General features: G+C 70.1%; 20 protein-coding genes. 9 read left to right on the plus strand and 11 right to left on the minus strand.

Going from position 1 to position 22,331, the window contains the following annotated elements:
* Both ACFV2O_RS32550 and ACFV2O_RS32555 read right to left on the minus strand, forming a co-directional pair.
* The coding region (locus ACFV2O_RS32550; RefSeq protein ID WP_379255425.1) for a condensation domain-containing protein at nt 1-1,532 on the minus strand (1,532 nt) is incomplete at its 3' end.
* A gap of 411 nt (nt 1,533-1,943) precedes the next feature.
* The gene (locus tag ACFV2O_RS32555) at nt 1,944-2,630 is read right to left on the minus strand and encodes a TVP38/TMEM64 family protein (protein ID WP_379255427.1); all 687 of its coding nucleotides are present in this window, start codon (nt 2,628-2,630) and stop codon (nt 1,944-1,946) included.
* A gap of 181 nt (nt 2,631-2,811) precedes the next feature.
* Between ACFV2O_RS32555 and ACFV2O_RS32560 the strand changes: the two genes are divergently transcribed.
* Genes ACFV2O_RS32560 through meaB form a run of 3 tightly spaced genes read left to right on the plus strand, consistent with a single transcriptional unit; the run spans nt 2,812 to nt 7,987 of the window.
* Nucleotides 2,812-4,668, plus strand: coding sequence for a methylmalonyl-CoA mutase family protein (locus ACFV2O_RS32560; RefSeq protein ID WP_379255428.1), 1,857 nt, complete (start codon nt 2,812-2,814; stop codon nt 4,666-4,668).
* The gene (gene scpA / locus ACFV2O_RS32565) at nt 4,668-6,947 is read left to right on the plus strand and encodes a methylmalonyl-CoA mutase (RefSeq protein WP_379255429.1); all 2,280 of its coding nucleotides are present in this window, start codon (nt 4,668-4,670) and stop codon (nt 6,945-6,947) included. Before ACFV2O_RS32560 ends, scpA begins: the two co-directional genes overlap by 1 nt.
* On the plus strand, nt 6,944-7,987 hold the full coding sequence (gene meaB / locus ACFV2O_RS32570; RefSeq protein ID WP_379255430.1) for a methylmalonyl Co-A mutase-associated GTPase MeaB: 1,044 nt from the start codon (nt 6,944-6,946) through the stop codon (nt 7,985-7,987). Before scpA ends, meaB begins: the two co-directional genes overlap by 4 nt.
* Nucleotides 7,988-8,010: 23 nt before the next feature.
* Here meaB and ACFV2O_RS32575 read toward each other — a convergent pair whose 3' ends face one another.
* From ACFV2O_RS32575 to ACFV2O_RS32585, 3 genes are all read right to left on the minus strand, one after another.
* On the minus strand, nt 8,011-8,967 hold the full coding sequence (locus ACFV2O_RS32575) for an endonuclease/exonuclease/phosphatase family protein (RefSeq protein ID WP_379255431.1): 957 nt from the start codon (nt 8,965-8,967) through the stop codon (nt 8,011-8,013).
* Between the two features lie 192 nt (nt 8,968-9,159).
* Nucleotides 9,160-10,044, minus strand: coding sequence for an amidohydrolase family protein (locus ACFV2O_RS32580; protein WP_355078444.1), 885 nt, complete (start codon nt 10,042-10,044; stop codon nt 9,160-9,162).
* Nucleotides 10,041-11,093 carry a nucleoside hydrolase gene (locus tag ACFV2O_RS32585; protein ID WP_379255433.1) on the minus strand — a complete coding sequence of 351 codons (1,053 nt, stop codon included), beginning with the start codon at nt 11,091-11,093 and terminating at the stop codon, nt 10,041-10,043. Before ACFV2O_RS32585 ends, ACFV2O_RS32580 begins: the two co-directional genes overlap by 4 nt.
* A gap of 118 nt (nt 11,094-11,211) precedes the next feature.
* Here ACFV2O_RS32585 and ACFV2O_RS32590 point away from each other — a divergent pair, with 118 nt between their 5' ends.
* Complete coding sequence (locus ACFV2O_RS32590) at nt 11,212-11,787, plus strand: TetR/AcrR family transcriptional regulator (protein ID WP_379255435.1); 576 nt, start codon at nt 11,212-11,214, stop codon at nt 11,785-11,787.
* A 100-nt stretch (nt 11,788-11,887) separates the two neighbouring features.
* Here the strand turns inward: ACFV2O_RS32590 and ACFV2O_RS32595 are convergent, their stop codons facing one another.
* Entirely contained in the window at nt 11,888-13,228 is a 1,341-nt protein-coding gene (locus ACFV2O_RS32595) for a CoA transferase (RefSeq protein WP_379255437.1), read from the minus strand.
* A 563-nt stretch (nt 13,229-13,791) separates the two neighbouring features.
* Between ACFV2O_RS32595 and ACFV2O_RS32600 the strand changes: the two genes are divergently transcribed.
* On the plus strand, nt 13,792-14,334 hold the full coding sequence (locus tag ACFV2O_RS32600) for a hypothetical protein (protein WP_379255439.1): 543 nt from the start codon (nt 13,792-13,794) through the stop codon (nt 14,332-14,334).
* Nucleotides 14,335-14,390: 56 nt separating this feature from the next.
* Nucleotides 14,391-15,260, plus strand: a complete 870-nt coding sequence (locus ACFV2O_RS32605; RefSeq protein WP_379255441.1) for a serine hydrolase — start codon at nt 14,391-14,393, stop codon at nt 15,258-15,260.
* Here ACFV2O_RS32605 and ACFV2O_RS32610 read toward each other — a convergent pair.
* Nucleotides 15,245-16,195, minus strand: coding sequence for a LysR substrate-binding domain-containing protein (locus ACFV2O_RS32610; RefSeq protein WP_379255443.1), 951 nt, complete (start codon nt 16,193-16,195; stop codon nt 15,245-15,247). The genes ACFV2O_RS32605 and ACFV2O_RS32610 overlap by 16 nt on opposite strands.
* 224 nt (nt 16,196-16,419) lie before the next feature.
* Between ACFV2O_RS32610 and ACFV2O_RS32615 the strand changes: the two genes are divergently transcribed.
* Nucleotides 16,420-17,259, plus strand: coding sequence for an MBL fold metallo-hydrolase (locus tag ACFV2O_RS32615; protein ID WP_379255444.1), 840 nt, complete (start codon nt 16,420-16,422; stop codon nt 17,257-17,259).
* Between the two features lie 54 nt (nt 17,260-17,313).
* Here ACFV2O_RS32615 and ACFV2O_RS32620 read toward each other — a convergent pair whose 3' ends face one another.
* Nucleotides 17,314-17,751, minus strand: a complete 438-nt coding sequence (locus ACFV2O_RS32620; protein WP_379255445.1) for a MarR family winged helix-turn-helix transcriptional regulator — start codon at nt 17,749-17,751, stop codon at nt 17,314-17,316.
* Between ACFV2O_RS32620 and ACFV2O_RS32625 the strand changes: the two genes are divergently transcribed.
* Both ACFV2O_RS32625 and ACFV2O_RS32630 read left to right on the plus strand, forming a co-directional pair.
* Nucleotides 17,723-18,400 carry an NAD(P)H-binding protein gene (locus ACFV2O_RS32625; RefSeq protein ID WP_379255446.1) on the plus strand — a complete coding sequence of 226 codons (678 nt, stop codon included), beginning with the start codon at nt 17,723-17,725 and terminating at the stop codon, nt 18,398-18,400. The two genes, ACFV2O_RS32620 and ACFV2O_RS32625, sit on opposite strands and share 29 nt — an antisense overlap.
* 181 nt (nt 18,401-18,581) lie before the next feature.
* Nucleotides 18,582-19,340 (plus strand): thioesterase II family protein, encoded by a 759-nt coding sequence (locus ACFV2O_RS32630; protein WP_379255447.1) that lies wholly within the window; start codon nt 18,582-18,584, stop codon nt 19,338-19,340.
* A 14-nt stretch (nt 19,341-19,354) separates the two neighbouring features.
* On the opposite strand, the gene ACFV2O_RS32635 is transcribed toward ACFV2O_RS32630, so the two are convergent.
* From ACFV2O_RS32635 to ACFV2O_RS32645, 3 genes are all read right to left on the minus strand, one after another.
* The gene (locus ACFV2O_RS32635; protein ID WP_355078435.1) at nt 19,355-19,744 is read right to left on the minus strand and encodes a DUF2784 domain-containing protein; all 390 of its coding nucleotides are present in this window, start codon (nt 19,742-19,744) and stop codon (nt 19,355-19,357) included.
* A gap of 46 nt (nt 19,745-19,790) precedes the next feature.
* On the minus strand, nt 19,791-21,221 hold the full coding sequence (locus tag ACFV2O_RS32640; RefSeq protein ID WP_379255449.1) for an SDR family NAD(P)-dependent oxidoreductase: 1,431 nt from the start codon (nt 21,219-21,221) through the stop codon (nt 19,791-19,793).
* Nucleotides 21,222-21,319: 98 nt separating this feature from the next.
* Nucleotides 21,320-22,252: an alpha/beta fold hydrolase gene (locus ACFV2O_RS32645; RefSeq protein WP_379255451.1), complete on the minus strand. Its 933-nt coding sequence runs from the start codon at nt 22,250-22,252 to the stop codon at nt 21,320-21,322.
* Nucleotides 22,253-22,331 lie beyond the last annotated feature (79 nt).

Raw genomic sequence — 22,331 nt, forward strand, 5'->3', positions numbered from 1 at the left:
GTGATGAGTTCGGTGTCGAGGGTGTAGGTGGTGGTGGCGCCGTGGTGGGAGGCCACTGCGGGGCGGGGACGATCCACCGGCAACGACAACTCCTCCGGAAGGTCCGCGAGGGCGTCGCGCCAGAACGCGAGGTCGTCGCGGCGGCTTCGGATCCGGGCCGCTTCGCGCGCACTGCTGGGGTGGATCCGCGCGAGGTCGGTGGCCGGCGTGGCGGCGGCGAACTCGTCGAGGAACTCCACGAACTCGCTGTGGTGGGCGGACAGTTCGGGGCCGGTGTAGCGGTCGGGATTGGCCAGGAAGTGCAGGATCGTCCGCGGCGGTTCTCCGGTCTGATACAGGTTGACCAGGAGATCCTCGACCGGCCCGGAGCTGAGGATGTGGAAGTCCCCGGTCAACTCGCCGAAGCGGATCTTCTGGGGGAAGAACATGACGTTCACCATCGGGCCCGCGAACCGCCGCTGCCCGCGCGATCCGGTGGCGGCGCGAATATCGGCGAGGCCGCACCGCTGGTGGCGCAACGCGCCGACCAAGTCGGATTGAACCCGCCGTACCAGCGTCGCGACCGTGTCTTCCGCGCCGAGTGCGAGCGGAAGCGGCGCGAGGTTGACGAACACCCCGCCGGACCGGCGCAGGACGGCCGTGGTTCGGCCGGAGACGGGAACATCGACGAGGACCTCGTCCCGGCCGGTCATCCGGGCCAGATAGCAACCGAACGCGGCGATCACCACCGCGGCCGGGCTCGCGTCGAGCGCTTTCGCGGCGTCCGCGATCCGCCCCACCAGCGCCGTCGGCAGTTCGGCCATCGCGACCAGGCTGTCCGCACGCGGCGGCGCGTAGCGGGTCGCCAGACTGGATTCGTCATCGGCGACATCGGCGAGCTTGTCCACCCAATATGCCTGGTCGTCGGCGAACCGCTTCGACTCCCGATACATGCGGTCGGCCTCGTACAGTGTGCGAAGGTCCGCCGCCCGATTCGGTTCCGGCGGCCGTTCCTCCACGGCGGCCGTGTACAACTCCGCGAGCCGGTTCAACATCGTCATCGCGGCGTAGCCGTCCACCGCGACATGGTGAGCTCTGTTGTACAACAGGTAATGCCGGTCGCCGACCTGCAGAAGCGCCCCCGCCCACAACCGGTCCCGAGCCATATCCAGCGGTGCGGTGTATTCGTCGTGCATCCACTTCAATGCCGCCGCCATGGGATCCGGTTCGGCACGCGTATCGATTACCGGCCCCGTCGAAGCCAGTGACGGGTCGAACAGTTGATGCGGGGTGCCGTCCACCTCGACCAGCCGAAAATACCCTGACTGGAACTCGTGACCCGCGCGAATTATCAGCGAACGCAGAAGCTCACGATCGAGCTCGCCGTGGAACTCGACGTATTGCGCCTCGCATATCGGGACGTCCGGACTCAAGCGTTGCGCCAGCCACAGCCCCCGCTGTCCGGCTGACAGCGGTACAGGCTCTGGTGGCGACACGTCCGGTGCGGTGTTCGATCCACGGTCGGGGTCGAACTGCGGTCGCTGAACGGTCATCACCTTGCCTCCAGACCCGACCGGAAATCAGTTTAAGCCGACCGGTTCGTTCGCGTACACCTAAACCACGATGCAGAGCGGCAAATAGTTGCCGACTTTACGAAATTGATAAGGGTCGGTGCGCGGAGCTGTCGCGGCAGAGGCTTATGTGACGCGGTAGGGGACGAACTGCACTGCGGCCCTATCCGGCGATGGCGCGGTTGTAGTGTCAATTGATGGCGCGGTTGTAGTGTCAATTGCGGTGCCGCACGCGAACCGTGCACTGGAGAGCGGACGGGCGCTTAGTCCCTTATTACTGATTCATCCTCGTTCTCGGCACCGCTGAATTTCCCGCATTCCCGTCGGGCTGCGCGGCGGGAATGCGGGACGTGACCCCGGTTCCGGTGGAATCGGTCACGGACCGAGCGTTGCTCAGTCGGCAGCCGCGACGGGTTCGGCGATGTCTACCGAAGCGGGGACTGTCGTCTTCCATCGCGCGTCGACCACCAGACCGGCCAGTCCGACCGCGAGGCAGGCGCCGGACAGCGCGAGCATCGCCGGATGGGTGGTCCCGGTGAGCGCGTCGCCGAGGATGACGGTGCCGATCGTGCCGGGCAGCACACCCAGCACCGTGGCGAACAGATACGGCCAGAACCGGATCGAGGACAAGCCACAGCAGTAATTGATCACCGAGAACGGTACGGCCGCGATGAGCCGCAGCGAGCCGACCGCCAGCCAGCCGCGGCGGGCGAGACGTACATCGATGGCGCGCACCGCGGGATGGGTGAGCCGGGCGGCGACCTGATTGCGATCGAGCGCGCGGATGAGCACGATGGCCAGGGCCGCGCTGACGGTCGTCGCGCTCACCGCGAGCGTGATGCCAAGCAGCGGGCCGAACAGCAGTCCGGCGCTGACGGTGAATACGGTGCGCGGGATCGGCGCCACCGTCACCAGAGCGTGGACCAGGAAGAACAGCAGCGGGAAGACCGGGCCGACGGAAGTCGCCCAGTCCTGCACCTGGCGGGGCGACGGCAGCGGGACCAGCAGCGCCGCGCCGAACAGCGCGACCGCGCCGACGATCAGCGCGACGATACGCGGGTCACGGATCAGCCTCGTCACGGGCGACAGGTTACCGGTTGGTAGTGGCGGGCAGGGTCAACCGGCTGGGAATCCGCCCGCTAGCATCAGTGGAAGCGGGACGAATGCCCGTTAACCGAAGTAGTCGCTGAGCTGGGCGAATGTGAGGGTATCGGGCGCGCACTGGCGGTGCGCCCGTGGTGAGGAAGAGGAACAGCAAGCTATGCCGATTGCTTCAGATCCCGGGGCCGACCCGGTGCCCGAATACGGCGCATGGCGCAAGGGTGTTGCCGGGGTGCTGGCGAAGGCTCGCCGCGTCGATGTCAGCGAACTTCCCGAGGAGCCCGAGCGACTGCTCGACGAGACCACCTATGACGGGCTGACGGTCGCCCCGCTCTACACCCGGCGCGATGAGCTGCCGGAGCAGCCCCTGCCCGGAACGTTCCCCTTCGTTCGCGGCCGAGACGCCACTCGCGACGTGCACCGGGGTTGGTTCGTCAGCGCCCGGTTCGCCCAGCGCGACGCCGCGGCGGCGAACCGCGAGATCCTGGCCGCGCTGGAGAACGGGATCAGCGCGATCTGGCTCGGTGCCGGCGAGCGCGGCGTACCGGTGGCGGATCTGCCGACCGCCCTGACCGGCCTGCTCTTCGAACTCGCCCCGCTCACGCTGGACGCGGGCGGCGACGTCGCCGACGCGGCGGCGCAGGTGTTCGCGGCGCTCGACGGCTACACCGCGCCAGCGCGCGATGGCATCCGGGTCTCGCTCGGCGCCGCGCCTCTGACCAGCCGCTTCGCCGGCCCGGCCGACACCGGTCTCGCCGAGGCCGTCGCACTGGCCGGACAGGCGGCGCGACGACCGGAAACGGTGCGTGCGATCACCGTGGACGGGACCGTCTTCCACGACGCGGGCGCCTCCGACGCCCAGGAACTGGGCGCGGCGGTCGCCGCGGGCCTGGCCTACCTGCGGTCGCTGACGGAGAGCCTGGACATCGCCGACGCGCTGGGACAGCTGGAGTTCCGGTTCGCCGCCACCGACGATCAGTTCGCCACCATCGCGAAGTTCCGTGCCGCCAGGCGGCTGTGGGCGCGGGTCGCGCAGGTCTGCGGAGCACCGGATTTCGGCGGCGCGCCCCAGCACGCGGTCACCTCGGCCGCCATGATGAGTCAGCGCGACCCCTGGGTGAACATGCTGCGCACCACGCTCGCCGCGTTCGGCGCGGGCATCGGCGGCGCCGACACCGTGACCGTGCTGCCGTTCGACTCCGCCCTGCCGCCCGGCGAACTCGGCGTGTCGCAGGCGTTCGCCGATCGGATGGCCCGCAACACTCAGCTGCTGCTGCTCGAGGAATCGCACCTCGGCCACGTGCAGGATCCGGGTGCGGGCTCCTGGTACGTCGAGGACCTCACCGCCGCGCTGGCGGCGAAGGCATGGGAGTTCCTCCAGGAGATCGAGGCGGCCGGAGGCTACCTCGCCGCGCTGGAGTCCGGGCTGCTCGCCGAGCGGGTCGCGGCGACCAAGGCCGCTCGCGACGCCGATGTCGCGCACCGCAAGACCGCCGTCACCGGCGTGAACGAATTCCCGAACCTCGCCGAGCAGCCGCTGTCCGAGGCGGCGCGGCAGGCCGGCCGGGTCGCCCGCTACGGCGCCGCGTTCGAGCAGCTGCGCAACCGCTCCGACGCCTACCTCGCCGAGCACGGCGCGCGGCCGAAAGCGATGCTGGTGCCGCTCGGCTCGGTGGCCGAGCACAACGTGCGGGTCACCTTCATCGCGAATCTGCTGGCTTCGGGCGGCATCGAGTCGATCAATCCGGGTCCGCTCGCAGTGGACGGAATCGCCGCGGCGGCCGCCGAAGCGGGCGCGCCGATCGCGGTGCTGTGTGGCTCGGATACGCGCTACGGATCGGAAGCGGGTGAAGCGGTGCGGCAACTGCGCGCCGCGGGCGTGCCCACCGTGCTGCTGGCGGGTGCGGCGAAGGCCGTCGCCGACCTGGACGACGCGCAACGCCCGGACGGATTCCTCGCCGCGCGCATCGACGCCGTCGCCGCGCTGTCCGGCCTGCTGGAGAAGGTGGGAGCCTGATGACCACTCGTGAGATCAAGCACGTGATCGGTAGTTTCGCCGACGTGCCGCTGGCCGAGGGCGCGCCGGAGCCCGCCGCGGTCGACGCGGCGCAGGTGACGGAGTACGTGCGCGCGGCCGCGGCGGCCAACCAGTACGCCCCCGAACAGCTGGTGTGGTCGACCCCGGAAGGCATCGACGTGCCGCCGGTGTTCACCAAGGCCGACCGGGACGCGATCGCGGCCGCAGGATATCCGCTCGACAGCGTGCCCGGTGTCGCGCCGTTCGTGCGCGGTCCGTACCCCACGATGTACGTCAACCAGCCGTGGACCATCCGCCAGTACGCGGGTTTCTCCACCGCAGCGGACTCGAATGCCTTCTACCGGCGCAACCTGCAGGCGGGCCAGAAGGGTCTGTCGGTCGCGTTCGACCTGGCGACCCACCGTGGCTACGACTCCGATCATCCGCGGGTGCAAGGTGACGTCGGCATGGCGGGCGTCGCCATCGACTCGATCCTGGACATGCGCCAGCTGTTCGACCACATCCCGCTGGACCAGGTCAGCGTCTCGATGACGATGAACGGCGCGGTGCTGCCGATCCTGGCGCTGTACGTCGTGGCCGCCGAGGAACAGGGCGTCGCGCCGGAACAGCTGGCCGGAACCATTCAGAACGACATTCTGAAAGAGTTCATGGTCCGCAACACCTACATCTACCCGCCGAAGCCATCGATGCGGATCATCTCCGACATCTTCGCCTACACCAGCGCGAAGATGCCGAAGTTCAATTCGATCTCCATCTCCGGCTACCACATCCAGGAAGCGGGCGCGACCGCCGACCTGGAACTGGCCTACACCCTCGCCGACGGCGTCGAGTACATCCGGGCGGGCATCGACGCGGGCATGGAGGTCGACAAGTTCGCGCCGCGGCTGTCGTTCTTCTGGGCCATCGGCATGAACTTCTTCATGGAGGTCGCCAAGCTGCGCGCCGGGCGCCTGCTGTGGAGTGAGCTGGTCGCGAAGTTCAACCCGAAGAGCGCGAAATCGCTGTCGCTGCGCACCCATTCGCAGACCTCCGGCTGGTCGCTCACCGCGCAGGACGCCTACAACAACGTCGCGCGCACCTGCATCGAGGCGATGGCAGCCACCCAGGGCCACACCCAGTCGCTGCACACCAACGCGCTCGACGAGGCGCTGGCGCTGCCCACGGACTTCTCCGCCCGCATCGCCCGTAACACCCAGCTGCTGATCCAGCAGGAGTCCAACACCACCCGCCCGATCGACCCGTGGGGCGGCTCGTATTACGTCGAGTGGCTCACCCACCAGCTGGCCGACCGCGCCCGCGCGCATATCGCGGAGGTCGAGGCGCACGGCGGCATGGCGCAGGCGATCGGCGAGGGCATCCCGAAACTGCGCATCGAAGAAGCCGCCGCGCGCACCCAGGCGCGGATCGACACCGGCCAGCAGCCGGTGATCGGCGTCAACAAGTATCAGGTCGAAGAGGACCAGCAGGTCGAGGTCCTCAAGGTCGAGAACTCGCGGGTGCGCGCCGAGCAGATCGAGAAGCTGCGACGCCTGCGCGCCGAGCGCGACCCCGACGCGGTACGGCGGGCGCTGGCCGAATTGACCCGCGCCGCGGCCTCTTCCGAGGGCGGCATGGCGAACAACCTGCTCGCGCTGGCCATCGACGCCGCACGGGCCAAGGCCACCGTGGGCGAGATCTCCGATGCGCTGGAGCAGGTATACGGCCGCCACCAGGCGGAGATCCGTACCCTCTCCGGTGTGTACCGCGACGAGGCAGGGAAGGTCACCAACATCACCAAGGCGAGCGAGCTGGTCGAGGAATTCGCCGAGGCCGAGGGCCGCAGGCCGCGCATCCTCGTCGCGAAGATGGGGCAGGACGGCCACGACCGGGGACAGAAGGTGATCGCCACGGCCTTCGCCGACCTCGGCTTCGACGTCGACGTGGGCCCGCTGTTCCAGACCCCGGAAGAGGTGGCGCAGCAGGCGGCCGACAACGATGTGCACGTCGTCGGTGTGTCGTCGCTGGCGGCGGGCCACCTCACGCTGGTGCCCGCCCTGCGGCAGGCATTGGCCGATGTCGGACGCCCCGACATCATGGTCATCGTCGGCGGCGTCATCCCGCCCGGTGACTTCGAGGAGCTCTACCAGGCGGGCGCGGCGGCGATCTTCCCGCCCGGCACGGTGATCGCGGACGCGGCGATCGACTTGCTGAAGAAGCTCGGCGCCGAACTCGGTCACGAACTCGGCAGCGGCGCCGCGGATTCCGCCGCGACGGAATGAGCGAAGCGGGTTCCCCGGCGCGCGACACCCCGACGGTGACCGCGCGCCGGGCGATCGACGTCGACGCCCTCGCCGCGGCGGTCCGCGCCAACGAGCGTGCCGCTCTGGCGCGGGCGATCACGCTGGTGGAATCCACCAGGGCCGATCACCGTGCGCTGGCGCAGCAGCTGCTGCTGAAAGTGACGCCGGAGGCGGGCGCGGGGGGCGCGCCGTCCAACCGCGTCGGCATCACCGGCGTTCCCGGCGTCGGCAAGTCGACCTTCATCGACGCGCTCGGCATGTATCTGATCGAGCGGGGGCACCGGGTCGCGGTGCTGGCGGTCGACCCGTCCTCGACCAGGACCGGCGGTTCCATCCTCGGCGACAAGACCAGGATGGCGCGGCTGTCGGTGCAGCGCGAGGCCTACATCCGGCCCTCGCCCACGGCGGGCACGCTCGGCGGCGTCGCCAAGGCGACACGCGAGACCATCGTGCTGCTCGAGGCGGCGGGATACGACGTGATCCTGGTGGAGACCGTCGGGGTGGGACAGTCGGAGGTCACCGTCGCGAACATGGTCGACGTGTTCTGCTTCCTCACCCTGGCCAGGACCGGCGACCAGCTGCAAGGGATCAAGAAGGGCGTGCTCGAACTCGCCGACCTGGTCGCGGTGAACAAGGCCGACGGCAAACACGAGGTCGAGGCCAGAGCCGCCGCCCGGGAACTCGCGGGCGCGCTGCGGCTGATCCACCCGCACGACGCGCTGTGGCGGCCGCCGGTGCTGACCATGAGCGGTTTGGAAGGCGTCGGCCTGGACCGGTTCTGGGACACGGTGCTCGAACATCGTCGTGTGCTCACCGACGCCGGGGAATTCGCCGAGAAGCGCCGTCGCCAGCAAGTGGACTGGACCTGGACCATGGTGCACGACCAGCTGCTGCGCAGGCTCTCGGACAACCCGGACGTGAAAGCCATTCGGGCGCAAGTGGAGAAGCAGGTCCGCGACGGCACCCTCACCGCCGCGCTCGCCGCCGAGGAACTGCTGAACGCCTTCGACGGCCGCTGAGCCGCCGGGATCCGATCCAACGCCTATCGCGCGTTCAGCTGGATCCGCGCCACCAAGGCACGGTGGTCGGCGCCGGGGAGTCCCACGGTCTCCACCGCGACCGCGCTACCGTCGGCGACGAGGATGTGGTCGATACCGACCAGGGGCGGCCACCGTTTGTCGGTCGGATAGGTGACCAGATGTCCGGCGCCCGCCTGCTCGGCGGCGTCGGCGAAGCGGCCGGACAGCATCGCGCGGAACTGCCGGTGGTCGTAGGTCGCGTTGAAATCGCCGCCGGCGAGCACCGGTCGATCCGCGGGTGATCGGTCGAGAATCACCCGCAGCCGGGACAATTCGTCGGCCCAGACCCGCGTGCCGTACACCGGCGGTACCGGATGGAAGGCGTACACCGCGACCGGGCCGACGCCTGGAACGTCGGCGGTCGCCGACAGCTGGTTCAGCACGAAGCCGTCGTACTCGACGGTTTCGGTCAGCGGGTAGCTGCTCCATATTCCCGTCCCGGTCGCTGTCCTTCCCGGTGAGACGAACCGGTACGGCAAGACCTGGTCCAGTCCCGCGCGGCCGAGTTCCTCGACTGCCGTCGGCGTGAGTTCGTTCACGGTGAGGACGGCGACGTTCCTCGCGCGTATCTCGTCGACCAGCGCCCGGGGATCGGCTCCGTCGAAAAGGAGATTGGCTTGCATCACCGTCAGGGTGTGCCCGTCCGCGTCGCCGGAACGGCCGACGTACAGCGGCGCTTGCGTCCACGCCGCGATGGCGACGACGACGATCGCGACCGCCGCACCGCTCCACTGCCGCATGGCGACGAACGCCACCGCCCCCAGCACGGCAGAACCCATCAGATACGGCGCACCCGAAGCCGCCAAGACCAACATCCGAGACTGCGACCCACTGAAGTGCAGTGCGAGCCCCACGCACCCGGCCAGTGCGGCAAGCCAGGCCAGTAGCTGGACGACGACCACGATCGACTTCGAGATCACGTCCGATATTCGAACACACCGGCGACGCCGGGCATTCGACGGCAGCCGCCGCCGACCGCTGCCGAGGCAGAGCGTGTTCTTCGGCCGTTCCAGACGCCGTAGGTGACAACCGCGGCGGCCAGGTGCGGTCGGGCTGGTGCCCGCACGGCCCAGCGGCTCACGGTCATGGCGACCCGAGCCGGTCGACACCGGTCATTCGAGGCCGAACAGCGCCGCCGCATTGCGGTAACAGACCTGGCGCAACCAGTCGTCACCGAGATCCAGCCGTTCGAGCGCCTCGATCGAATGACCGTAGGAATGTGGGATGTTCGGGAAGTCGCTGCCGAACAGGATGCGGTCGGCGAAGGCGCGCAGCCTACCGTGTTCGTGCACCGGAAACGGGGCGTCGGCCTCGGAGAAATCGGTCCACACCATGGTGGTGTCCAGCCGCACGTCCGCGTAGGCCTCGGCCAGGTCCAGGAATTCGGAGTACTCCGGCGTGCCCATGTGCGCGACGATCAACCGCAGGCGCGGAAAGCGCCGCAGCACACCGGCGATCGGTTCCGGCCCGGTGTGCGTTCCGGGCGCGGGGCCGGAACCGCAATGGATGACGATCGGAACGCGCGCGTCCTCCAGCAGGCCCCACACCGGGTCCAACAGCGGGTCGCCCGGATGGTAGCCGCCGACTTGGACGTGCGCTTTGAAGACGCGGGCGCCGCGTTCGACGGCCTCCCGCACATAGCTCGCGGCCGGTGGTTCAGGAAAGAAGGTGGCGGTGTGCAGGCAATCGGGCGTGCGCGCCGCGAAGTCTGCGGTCCATTCGTTCAGCCACGCGGCCATGTCCGGCTTGTGGGGGTAGACGAGAGCGGTGAACGCGCGAACGCCGAAGTCGCGCAGCGTCTTCAAACGGACCTGCTCGTCGGCGCGGTAGGTGATCGGCCAGGCGCGGCCGGTCAACGGACCTGCCGAGTCGAAGTAGGCCCACACCTTCCGCAGCACCTGGTCGGGCATGAAATGCGTATGGACGTCGATGATTCCGGGCAGGCCGAGCCGGGTGCGGAAGGCGGCCAGGTAGGTCGTGTCGTCGGCGTCGGTCACCGGACCTCCTGTGCGGCGGGCGGATGCACCGTGCGCGCGAGGTCGCCGACCCGGGCGATCAGTCGCTCGAAGAACAGCTCATGGTCGGTGCCGATCACGATGTCGGCGTTGGGTTCCCGGCCCCACATGCCCGTCCAGTCGGCGACCGTGGTCGCGCGGGTGATGGTTCCGGCCAGTTCCACGTCCACCGTCGCCGGGCGGGTACGGGCCAGCGCCGGGTCCAGCGCCACCGCGGCCGCGAACGGGTCGTGCATGTGGGCCAAGTAGCCCAGGTCGTAGCCGTGGTGGAAATCGAAGTAGAACCGCACCGCGTCGGTGACGTGCCGGACGATCGGATTGCTCGCCGCCGAGCGGGCCTCGGGCGGATCGGCGGGCGAGACGACCTCCACCGGATAGCTCTTCGCGCGCTCGGCGAGGCGGGCCAGGTGCTCGGGCCGCATCTCGATGGTCTCGGTGATGTCGAGCGCGCACACGATCGGCCTGCGCTGTGCGGGGGCCGCGGCGAACGCGTCGAAGACCTCCTTGGCGGCCTCCGGATCGACGTGCACGTTCCACTCGTTGGTCGGCGTCGTGTTGCCCGGATGATTGAACGCGCCGCCCATGATCACCAGGCGGTGCAGCAACAGCGGCAGCTCCGGTTCGATCCGCAAGGCGAGTGCGAGATTGGTCAGCGGCCCGGTGCACAGGCCGACGATCTCCCCGGGATGCGCGCGCACCAGCTCGACCCACATCCGCGCGGCCGACCGCGGCGAGAGACGGCGGGCCGACCGGGGGAGTTCGGCGTACCCGATGCCCTGGGGTCCGTGCGTGTCCTCGGTGGTGCGCAGCGGGATCGCGAGTGGTTCGGCCGCGCCGAGCGCCACTTCGATGTCCGGCGCGTGGCAGACGTCCAGCCAGGCCAGATTGTTCGCCGCCACCTGCGCCGCCGGAACGTTGCCCGCGGTGGCGGCGATTCCGGTGATCTCGGCCTCGGGGGAGCCGAGCACGTACAGCAGCGCGAGCGAGTCGTCGATGCCGGTGTCGACGTCCAGGATGATCTTCTGCCGCACGGGACGAGACTAGCGAGCCGGGGTGCCGGGGCGTCGCCGAGGTGGCCGATAGCTCGGTGATGGCAGGCGGTAGTACATACGTCTGGTACATATGTCTTAGACGTTGTAGCCTCGAGTCATGGGAAATCGCGAGGATCTGCTGGCGGGAGCACGGAAAGTCATCATCGAGCGGGGCGTCGCCAAGGCGACCGCCCGCGACATCGCCTCGGCGGCCGGTGTGAGCCTGGCGGCGATCGGCTACCACTTCGGCTCGAAAGACCAGCTGATCACCGAGGCCCTGGCCGACTCGCTGGGCACCGCGATCGGCGACAGCATGGAACAGAAGATCCGCGAGGGTAGTGGTGTGACGCCGCTGGCAGCGTTCGCCACGATGTGGAACGGCATGCCCGCGGTGTTCACCGAGAACCACGACAGCATGCTGGCGAGCATGGAGAACCTGGTTCGCGTCGCCCGCTCGCCGGAGTCGCGGAAGTTCTTCGCGCAGAGCCTGCCCGGGGCCTACCGGGAGATGGCGGACGCGCTGCGGGCGGCGCACCCGCAGCTGAGCGAAGACCAGGCCGAGGCGATCGGCGAACTGTATTTCGTACTCGTCCAGGGCCTCGGCGTACTGCAAACCATCGCTCCGGACGCGAACCTCCCCGACGGCGACCGCCTGGCGCAGGCGGTCGCCGCACTGGCCGGGGTCGAGGATTAGTGCTCCTGGACAGCTCCGACGGGGATGGGGCACAGGCGCGGTACCGCGAGCGCCACTGGTCGGCGCCGCGAAGGATTTCGCGGCGCCTCAGCGGGACGGGTCAGTGGGTCGGCAGGGGCCAAGCGGGACGGTCCGCGCCGTAGGCGGGTGCGGGCCAGGCGTAGTCCGGGTATTCGGGGAGTACGGGGGGCGCGGTGACGACTTGTCCGTGCCGGACCACCTGTGCTGCGCTCGGCTCCGCGGCTGCCGGATGACGCGGTGTGCGGTCGGGGGCGCCGAGCAGCCAGGACGCGGTGCGGGCCAGAGCCACCCGCACGTCCCGCCCGATGCCGTCGCCCGCGCGCGCGACCAAGGCGTCGATCACTCCGGCGGCGAGGAGGTAGCCCGAGGCGTGGTCGAGCGCCTGCGCGGGCAGCGCTCCCGGCACGGAGGGCGCGCCCTCCAGGATCGAGATGCCGGATGCGGCCTGCACGATGCTGTCGAAGCCGCGCCGCTCACCCCACGGCCCGGCTTCACCCCAGGCGGACACCCGCCCGTGGATCAGCCCTGGCCGAGCGGCGGCCCGCACCCCGGCGCGCTCCAGTGCGCCCGGCCGGTAGCCGGTGATCAGCACGTCGGCGGCGGCGATCAGATCATCGAGGCCACTGGTGCGCAGATCGACCAACGCCGAGCGCTTGCCCTGACCGGTGTCGGCGAATTGCCAGGGGATCTCGGGCAGTTGCGGCGGGTCGACCCGCAACACTTCGGCGCCGAGCAAAGCCAGCGCCCGCGTCGCGACCGGGCCCGCGATCACCCTGGTCAGATCGAGCACACGCAATCCCCGCAGCGGCTGCAAAGGTGCGGCGCCCGTAGGCAATCCGGCTTCCCCGCGGTCGGCGCGCCGGTCGATCGCGACCAAGGGGCCCGCCGCCGCGGCCTGTCCTTCCGGGCTGGCGGTCCACTCGTCCTCGGTACGGACGCGGACCGCGATAGCGCCCTGCGCGGAGGCCTGTTCCTCCAGATCCGAGGCGCGGACCATCGCAATTCGGGCGACGGCGAGATCGACCGGCACGGAGTCGGGCAAGCCGAGTGTGGCGAGCAGTCGCGCCCGGTGATGCGGATAGTTGGCGTGCGTGCGAACCCATCCGTCGAAGGTGGGGAAGAAGCCGGAGAGGTCGGCGAACTGCGTCGGCAGTTGGCCGCCGATGCGTAAGAGACGCTCGCTGGAGAAGGCCGCGGTGATGCGGGCCGGGTCGATGCGATGCGCCACCGGGGCCAGACCGCGGGCCGCCCGCATGCGGTTCGCCGCGGCGGTCAGCGCCGCGACCGAACCGGCGGCGAGTGCCCAGACCGGTAGTGTCGCGGCGAGATTGCTACCCGGATCGGGCGCGGAGGAGATGGGCGAGGCGGTGACACCGATACCGGCCTCGTAGTCCTGGACGAGCCGTGCGTGCGTGTTCACTCGCTTCAGCGTAGTTGGCGGTACGGCGAACTCGGGTGCGGTGGTCGTCACAGCCGCGCCGGATGCGGTCCGCGGCTTCCGCGCCGCACCGTCGTCTGTGGTGTCACCTGCGCCGATTCGGTTCGGCGACCAGTGTGGCCCGCATGCGGGCGCGCCGCGCCTCGATACGGCGGGGTGGTCGACGAACGGATGGCGCACCGTCCAGGTGGAACCCATGGACAGGCCCGAACGGCGACCGCGGGATCGCACAAGGGCGAGGCCGGGATAGCGGATGAAATGCTGACGAGCTCGAGGCCCCGGCGTCTCGGATGGTGGTGGATGCGGGCCGTGGCAGCACCATGTCACACCAAAGAGACTGTCCGAGCGCACTTCTCGCCAGTGAAAATAGTGGGGGGCGCGAAGACCGGACGTATCGGCCAGCATGTCCACATGCTGCACCGCAGCAGCCGGCGCGGTGACGCAGCGCCGATCCGATGACCTGTCCGTCGCGTGCGGGCAGAGGGGCAGAGCATGGCCGGCGCACCGAACTGCCGCGCGTCGGCCATAGGTGAGGTCGATCGACGATGACGAACGTCTACGCCGGAAGCGCGGAATACACGGTGCCGACGATCAGAAAGAAGCCGAATTCACCCGCGCGAGAACGCGTGCCGGTCTTCGGCATCGACCTGCGGCCGCGTGCGGCTCTGCTCCCGGACCGGGTCCGCTCCGCGCCGATCACACTCGACTACGAGCTGATGGCCGTGCAGGACGCGCAGAACGCGGGGTACCTCCGGGAGATCCAGGACCTCGCCGCCGAGCGCGCGGCACTCGGCACCGCCGGTCACGACCAGGCGACGCGATTGCGCGTGGAGCAGCTCGAGGCCGCGCTCGCGGCGGCGACGACGGACGCGGCGGCGGCGGGAGTCGCCGCGGGCGACGTCGATCGTGCGGTGGAGTACGGCCGCGCCGGCGCCTACTGGGCCGACCGCCCCGCGCACCGCTACCTCGGCCGGATCGCTCAGTTGACCGACGAGATGAGTTCTCGTCTTACGGAATTGGCCGACTATCGGCAGCGGATCGCCGAACTCGAACAGCGAATCGCGCGGACGAGCCCCGGCGGGGCCTGAGCCGTCCGGCACGCCCCGGTGCCGTATCCGCCACAGCGGACGGGGATGCTGCATCGGTGCAGGAGATCTTTCGGACTGTCGGCGTCGAGGGGTGGGTGCATGCCCGGTGCGTCGATTGCGGCGCCGAGGCGGGCGTCCGGGCGGACGAACCGGTGGTGCTCGCCTCGGTGGTGAAGGTGCCGCTCGTCCTGGAGTTCGCCAGGCAAGTAGCGGCGGGACAGTTGGACCCCGCCGACCGAGTGCGGGCGCGGGCGGCGGATCGGCTCGGCGGCGTCGGCACCGCGGGCTGCGCCGACGACGTCGAGTTCAGCCTGCGCGACGCGGCGTACTTCGCGCTCACCGTCAGCGACAACACCGCGGCGGACCTGCTGTTCGACCGGGTGGGGCTGGACAACGTGCGCTCGCTGCTGCGCGAACTGGGCCTCGCCGCCACCCGCGTGGTGGGTCCGCCGCGCACCGTGGTGCAGTCCATGGCCGAGGACATCGGCGCGGCCGACGCGGTCGAGTTCGCCCGCCGGTTTCCCGCGCTCGACGCCGAGCAGGTGCTGCGCACCCGCGCGCTGGACCCGCGGCGCACCACCGCGAGCACCCCGCGGGAGATGGCGCGGCTGCTCAGCATGATCGCCCGGGACGAGGCGGGCGCACCGGAGGCGTGCCGGTGGGTGCGTGATCTGATGCGTCAGCAGGTGAACTGGTACCGGCTCGCCGCCGCCTTTCCGCCGGACGTGCAGGTCTGGGCCAAGACGGGGACGCTGCCCGGGGTGCGCAACGAGGTCGGCGTCGTCGAGTATCCGGATGGAAAGCGTTATGCCGTAGCGGTTTTCACCCGAGCGGCGACCTTGGCGCAGCGGCTGCCGGAGGTGGATCGCGCCATCGGCGCAGCCGCCGTCGAGGCGATCGGCCGGATCGTTCACGGCGGGCCGTAGACGACGTTCCATGGCCGTTGCGGCGGGTCCGCGACCGGACTCGGCCGTGACGCGCCGTCGCCTTGCAGCACCGCGACGACCAGTTCGGCCAGCTCGCCCACCAGCGGATGCGCCACGCCCACCGGCCAGGCCAGCGACAACCGATGACTCAGCGTGCCCTCCGGCAGTGGCCGCCAGACCACGCGGGGTTCCTTCTGCGCCACCATCCCCTGGTCGAAGGCCACACCCCGCCCCGAGAGCACCATGCCCAGGACGAATTCGGGATTGCGCGCGTGCTGCACCGAGACCGGGCGGAAGCCGTGCTCCCAGCAGCGGCGCAGCGTGGCGTCGTAGAGTCCGGGCGCGGCCGCGCGCGGGAAGATCACCAGGCCGTGCCCGGCGAGGTCGGCCAGTTCCAGCGCCGACCGCGCGGCCAGCGGCGAATCGCGGGGCAGCACCACGCCGAGCGGTGTCTCCACCACCGGGCCGAGTTCCAGGCCGACCACGTCGACCGGGTGTTGCAGCACCCCGGCGTCCAATTGGCGGTCGGCGAGCAGCCGGACCTGCTCGGCGGTGGTCAGTTCCTGCAGATCCACCCGGACGTCCCTGGCCTCGAACGCGGTGAGCAGCGCGGCGAGCACCCGCCCGGCCAGTTCGGGCGGCACTCCGATCCGCACGGCGTCCATCTCGCCCCGATGCGCCTTCCCGACCAGCGTTCTCGTCCGCTCCCAGCGCGCGAGCAGGTCTCGCGACTCGGCGAGCAGAATATGCCCGGCCTCGGTGAGTTCGACGCGGCGGCTGTCGCGCTCGAACAGACGCGCGCCGAGGTCGGCCTCCAGGCGGCGGATGCGCTGGCTCAGCGGCGGCTGGGCGATGCCGAGCCGTTCGGCGGCCCGCCCGAAATGCAATTCCTCGGCGACGGCGACGAAATACCGGAGCTGGCGCAGTTGATCCACGCTGCGACGATATCCTTTTCGATATCACCGAGCGTCGACACCGGTCTTGGACACGGCCGCAGGGCATGTGGTGTGGTGCCCGCATGACAGGTTTCGGACGGCGTGAATTTCTCGGCGCGACGGCGGGCGCGGCCGCGCTAGCAGGGCTAGTCGCTTGTGCTACAACGGATTCCGGCGATAATGGTGCGTCGACTTCGGTTCCCGGGGGCGGATCGCCCGGCGGGGTGACGCTGCGGTGGTGGGGCAACAACAGCTGGGAGATCCGCCTGCCGGGAGGCAAGGTCGTGCTCATCGACCCCTGGCTGACCAGGTTCCATACCGGAACCTACACCGCCGAGGGCGCGGATCCGCAGACGCCGATCACCGTGGACACCGCGCTGATCGACCACTACGTCGACAGCGGTGAATTGCGCGCCGATCACATCCTGGTCACCCACGGCCACTACGACCACCTCACCGACGTGCCGTATCTGGCGAAGAAGACCGGAGCGACGGTGCTCGGCACCGAGACGCACCTGAACCTCATGGCCGCGCTCGGCGCCCCGGAGCAACAGCTCGCCTTGGCGACGGGCGGCGAGTTCCTCCGTTTCGACGGATACACCATCCGGGTGCTGCGTTCGCTGCACTCCGCATCCGGGGCGCGCGCCACGGTGGCTTTCGCGGGTACCCGTCCAGGCTTGGGCGCGGGAGAACTGCCGCAGCCCAGGGTGATTCGTGATCTGGTCGAGGGCGGCACACTCGCCTACGAGGTGAGCGGCGGCGGCGTGAGCGTGCTGAACTTCGGCGGCTCGAACTACATCGAGTCGGAACTGACGGGCTTGCGCCCGGACGTGCTGCTGCTGCCCGCTGGAGGCGGGAAGATTCAGGACTACGTCGGGCGCCTGCTGCGCGCCACCGGCAACCCGCGCTACGTGCTGCCCACCCACTGGGACGACTTCGACCATCCACTCACCGAACCCGCTCGCGACTGGGGCGGTCTGGAGCCGCTACGAGCGGCGGTGCGTGCGGCGAGCCCGCAGAGCACTTTCGTCACCGTGGACCATCTACAGACCTTCACGCCGTGACCGGCCTGGATCTCGCCGGGGCCGATCGGGTCGGGTGCCACAGCACAAGCGTCGTCAGTGCTCGACCGGCCCGTCGATGAGTCCGCTTGCGGCGCGGTGGATCTTGGCCAGCGCGGTGAGCAGGTTGTCGCGTTCTGCCGAGGTGAGGGACGCGGTGAGACGATCTTCGAGAGATCGGCGTTCCGCTTCGATCGGGGTGCGCAGGCGTCGGCCCTCGTCGAGCAACCGCAGGCGGACGAGCCTGCTGTCCTTGTCGTCCCGGCGGCGCTCGAGCAGTCCGGCCTCCGCCATGCGGGTGGCCATTTTGACGACGGTGGGCGTGCTGACGTTCAGTGTGGCCGCGAGTTCTCCCGGCGTCCTGCCGTCGCGCTCCCACAGCGCCGCCAGCAGGTGATCCTGGCCGAGATGCAGTCCGTGCGCGCGCAGGGCGGCCTCGGCGGCGGCGCGCACGGCCTTGTTGGTCTTGCCGTGCAGGTCAAGGAATTCCGGCATCAGGGGCGGCATCGGCGTCGCACCGGTCCGGCATGCGGTCGAGGCCGCCGCAGCCGCCGGGGTGCGCCGGATCGTGCAGCTGTCATCGATCAACGTCCTGGGCGATCCGATGCCCGCCATGGGCCGCTGGCATCACGAACGGGAGCGACTCGTCCGCGCCTCGAGTATCCCCGCGACGTTCCTGCGCCCCGGCGGATTCATGACCAACGCGCTGGAATGGATCCCGACCCTCCGCGAGGACGGCTACGTACTCAACCCGATCGGCCCGGGCAGGCATGCGCCGATCGATCCGGCCGACATCGCCGCCGTCGCCGCTGCCGTCCTGACCGGGGACGGGCACGCGGGCCGGGAATACACCCTCACCGGCGCCGAGGTGCTCACCGTGCCCGAGCAAGTCGAGATCCTGGCCGGGACGCTCGGGCGCACGATCACTGTGCGCGAGGTCGCGACGGCGGATGAGGCGGTTCGCGCCCGGTTTCCCGGCGGCGCCCCGGAAGTTCTGGCGGCTGCCATCGTCGAGGGATTCGCCGTGATGCGCAAGGACACCGTCGGTCTGCGCACCGACACGGTGGAACAGCTGATCGGACGCCCACCGCGCTCGTTCGCGGAGTGGTGTGCCCGTAACGCGGACGCGTTCCGCATCGGCTGAGTCGTCGGATCGCTATACCCGCCCCGCCGGGGCTGGCCCGGCTGCGGCCGATCGCGCGGTCGTACCCGACCTGGCGACCGTGTGGTCGCCTGAAGGCTTCACCCGATGCGGCGGCCGTGGCGACTACCGTGGTCTGGTCCGGCCGCGTGCCGGGACATGCGACGGAGAAGGGAGATCGAACATGGCAGGCGGTATCACCGACTCGGAGTGGTTGCGGACGCTGCGATCCGAGGCGGTCGTGCGGCATCACCTGCTGTGCTTCCCGCCGGGCGGAGGCTCGGCCACGGCATACCGAGATCTCGCACAGCGGTTCGGGCCGGGTGTCGCGGTGTCCGCGGTCCAGTATCCCGGGCGGCAGGACCGGCTGGGCGACGACCTGATCACCGACCTGGCCGCACTGGCGGACCGGATCGCGCGAGAGGTGCTCGCGCAGGGCGAGATCACGTCGCTGTCCTTGTTCGGCCACAGCATGGGCGCGACCGTGGCGTTCGAGACCGCGCGCAGGCTGGAGCGCGCCGGGCAGCCGCTGGCCACCCTGTTCGTCTCCGGCCGTCCCGCACCGACATTCGAGGAGACGCAGCGGCTGCACCTGGCCTCCGACGACGCGCTCATCGATGAGCTGGTACGGCTGGCCTCGGATCCCGCTCCACTGGAGATGCTGCGCGCCGAGCCGGGCCTCGCCGAACTCGTGCTGCCCGCCGTGCGCGCGGATTATCGAGCGGTCGAGACCTATCGTCATCAGCCGGGAGAACCGTTGCGCGTCGACATCGCGGCGCTGGTGAGCACCGAGGACCCGACGATGCGACCCGAACAGGCCGACGAATGGCGAGCGCACACCAGCGGCGGATTCGATCGGGCGACGTTCCCCGGCGGGCATTTCTACCTGGACGAGCACGGCGCGCAGGTCGCGAGCTTCGTGGAGCGCCACCTCGCCGCCTGAGCAGGGCCGCCTCGTCAGTGCGGTGCGTGCACACGGGTGGCCGGGGTGGCCCGCCTGCGCAGCGCCCACCCATAGCCGATCCAGGACGCCACCACCAGCGCGGCCACGACTGCCCGCACCAGCCCGAGTGCGCTTTCGGGGTAGATCACGCCGGTGATGTAGTGATCGATGAAGCCGCTCGACGGCAGCCGCTGCTCCCCGGCACGCTCGCGCGCCCAGTTCTCCAGATACGTGAGCGGGCAGTCGATGCCGAACACGATCGTGCTGAATCCCCAGCAGACCGCGAGCACGTGCAGCCAGATCGTGCGCCCGAAGCGCCACGCGAGGAACCCGCCGACCACCACGTAGGCCACGAACGCGAAATGCGTGACGGCGGTGGCGTCGGCCAACAGCCGGTAGAGCACGCCTCCAGCGTAACCTTCCCTCGCGCGGCGGGTCCCGGGTCGGCCGCTACCACGGGGAAGGCTGGTAGTCCTTGAGGAAGCAGCCGAACAGATCGATCCCGTTCTCACCCTGCACGATGGGGTCGTAGACCCGCGCCGCGCCGTCGACCAGGTCCAGCGGGGCGTGGAAACCCTCTTCGGCGAGGCGGAACTTGGTGTAGTGCGGGCGCTCGTCGGTGATCCAGCCGGTGTCGACCGCGGTCATCAGGATGCCGTCCTGCTCGAGCATCTCCCTGGCGCTGGTGCGGGTCAGCATGTTCAGCGCCGCCTTGGCCATGTTGGTGTGCGGGTGTCCCGGGCCCTTGTAGGCGCGGGAGAACTGCCCTTCCATGGCGGAGACGTTCACGACGTATTTCCGGCGCGCCGCGGCGGCCGCCATCGCCGGGCGCAGGCGCGAGACGAGGATGAACGGCGCGACCGAGTTACACAACTGCACTTCCAGCAGTTCGGTCGGATCCACCTGCGCGACGGTCTGCACCCAGCTGTTGGTGTGCGCGAGGTCGGGCACCAGGCCGCCCGCGTCGATCGCGACGCCGCGCGCGATCCGTTCCGGCGTCGCCGATCCGGCGACCAAGGCCAGCTCGGCGACATCGGCGGCGGTGAGCGCCGGGGTGAGCGAGGCGGTCAGCGCGGTGGGGTGCGCCTGCATGGTCTTGCCGAAGCTGACCACCTCCGGCAGCGCGCCCGCGGGCAGCGGACCCGATTCCGCCTCGACCAAAGCGCTGTAGGCGCCGGGGGAGCGACGGACCGTCTGTGCGGCGTTGTTGATCAGGATGTCCAGCGGGCCCTGGGCGGCGACATCGTCGGCCAAGGCGACCACCTGGGCCGGATCGCGCAGATCGATGCCGACGATGCGCAACCGGTGCAACCAGTCGGCGCTGTCGTCCATCGCGGCGAAACGCCGGATCGCGTCGTTGGGAAAGCGGGTCGTGATGGTGGTGTGCGCGCCGTCGCGCAGCAGGCGCAGCGCGATGTACATGCCGATCTTGGCGCGGCCGCCGGTGAGCAGTGCCCGCCTTCCGGTCAGATCGGTACGAGCGTCCCGTTTGGTGTGGCTGCGCGTCGCGCAGTCCGGGCACAGCTGGTGGTAGAAGGCATCGACCCGGGTGTAGCGCTGCTTGCAGATGTAGCAGGGACGCGGGCGGATCAGCGTGCCCGCGCTGGCTCCGGTGGTGGTGGAGCTGATCGGGATGCCCGCGGTCTCGTCATCGATCCGGTTCGGCGAGCCGGTCGCGGTCGCGGCGACCACCGCGCGGTCGGCGGCCGACACCGCCGCGCGCGCATCCGAGCGGCGCCGCTGCTTGAGCTTCTTGAACATGTGCCCGACCGCGCGCTGCACCGCCACCGAGTCGGGATGGTCCTTCTCCAGCGCTCCGGCCTGCTCCAGGACCCGAAGACAGGTCGCGAGGTCCTCGGGATCGATCATGCTTTCGGCCATCGCGGCGGGGGACATCCTTCATCGAGCTGGGCAGACGACCGGCCCATTGTCGCAAACTCGCCGGACCGGTCGCCCGCGCCCCGTCCGGTACGCCGTGGTCAGCTGCTGCGCGGGGTGATCGCCGCGCGGTCGGCGCGCAGGTCGTCGACGAAGTTGGCGATGGCCTCGGCGACCAACAACGGCTCGGTGATCGGCAGCCAGTGATTCGCCGGGACGGCGCAGCGCCACAGCTTGTCGACCCAGCGCGCGGAGGCGTCGTAGACGGCGGCCGGGACGAACGGGTCGGTGGTGTCGACCAGCAGCTGGACCGGGACGGCGGTCCTGCGCACCCGCGGCTTGCCCAGGTGGTGCAGCAGATTCGCCTGCGCGATGCGCGCGCCCGCGAGCAGATCGCCACGCCAGGTGCGCGCGATCCGCGCGGGCAGCGGCGAGACTCCCCCGAGCCCGCGCACGAGCAGGCCGCGCAGGCGGGGCGGGTAGAGCCTGCGGGCCATGGGACCGGGCGTCAGCGCCCAGCGCGCACCGTGCAACCACCAGCCCAGATCGCGGAGTTCGCGGCCGGCGCGGGGCGCCAGCGCGCGCAGCCACAGGCCGAGATGATCGAGGTTCGGTCCGGCGATCGCGGTGAACGAGGCGATGCGGGTGTTGGCACGCTCGTCGCAGACCGCTTCCCACAGTTGCACCGCGCCCCAGCCGTGGCCGCATGTGTGCACCGGCCTGCGCGGGCTGGCGGCGTCGATCACCGCGAAGAAGTCCTCCGCCAGCGTGCCGAGGCGATATTCCGACAGTACGGCGGGAACGGCCGAATCGCCGTGGCCGCGAACGTCATAGGTGATGACCCGGAAGCCGTCGGCCAACAGGGCCGCGACCGTGGACCACACGCTATGGGTGTCGGTGAGGCCGTGCACCAGCACCAAGGGCTCCGCGGCGGCATCACCCCATTCGAAGACGGCGAGTTCGGCGCCGTCCCGGTCGACCGTCCAGGTGCGGTCCGGTCGGGGCGTTTCGGTGGTGTCGAGCAGTTCGGTCATGTCCTTACCTCATTCGCTGCCGGCTGCCGATCCGATGGCACGTCGCCGTCGTGCCCGATGTCAGTAATTCCGATACGGA

Source organism: Nocardia sp. NPDC059691, assembly GCF_042733915.1.
In the GTDB taxonomy this organism is placed as follows: Bacteria; Actinomycetota; Actinomycetes; order Mycobacteriales; family Mycobacteriaceae; genus Nocardia; species Nocardia sichangensis.

Excerpts from the sequence above, each read along its gene's own strand:
- ACFV2O_RS32560 (WP_379255428.1), top strand. The coding sequence starts at position 2,812 with ATGCCGATTGCTTCAGATCCCGGGGCCGACCCGGTGCCCGAATACGGC.
- scpA (WP_379255429.1), top strand. The coding sequence starts at position 4,668 with ATGACCACTCGTGAGATCAAGCACGTGATCGGTAGTTTCGCCGACGTG.
- meaB (WP_379255430.1), top strand. The coding sequence starts at position 6,944 with ATGAGCGAAGCGGGTTCCCCGGCGCGCGACACCCCGACGGTGACCGCG.
- ACFV2O_RS32590 (WP_379255435.1), top strand. The coding sequence starts at position 11,212 with ATGGGAAATCGCGAGGATCTGCTGGCGGGAGCACGGAAAGTCATCATC.
- ACFV2O_RS32600 (WP_379255439.1), top strand. The coding sequence starts at position 13,792 with ATGACGAACGTCTACGCCGGAAGCGCGGAATACACGGTGCCGACGATC.
- ACFV2O_RS32620 (WP_379255445.1), bottom strand. The coding sequence starts at position 17,751 with ATGCCGGAATTCCTTGACCTGCACGGCAAGACCAACAAGGCCGTGCGC.
- ACFV2O_RS32630 (WP_379255447.1), top strand. The coding sequence starts at position 18,582 with ATGGCAGGCGGTATCACCGACTCGGAGTGGTTGCGGACGCTGCGATCC.
- ACFV2O_RS32640 (WP_379255449.1), bottom strand. The coding sequence starts at position 21,221 with ATGGCCGAAAGCATGATCGATCCCGAGGACCTCGCGACCTGTCTTCGG.
- ACFV2O_RS32645 (WP_379255451.1), bottom strand. The coding sequence starts at position 22,252 with ATGACCGAACTGCTCGACACCACCGAAACGCCCCGACCGGACCGCACC.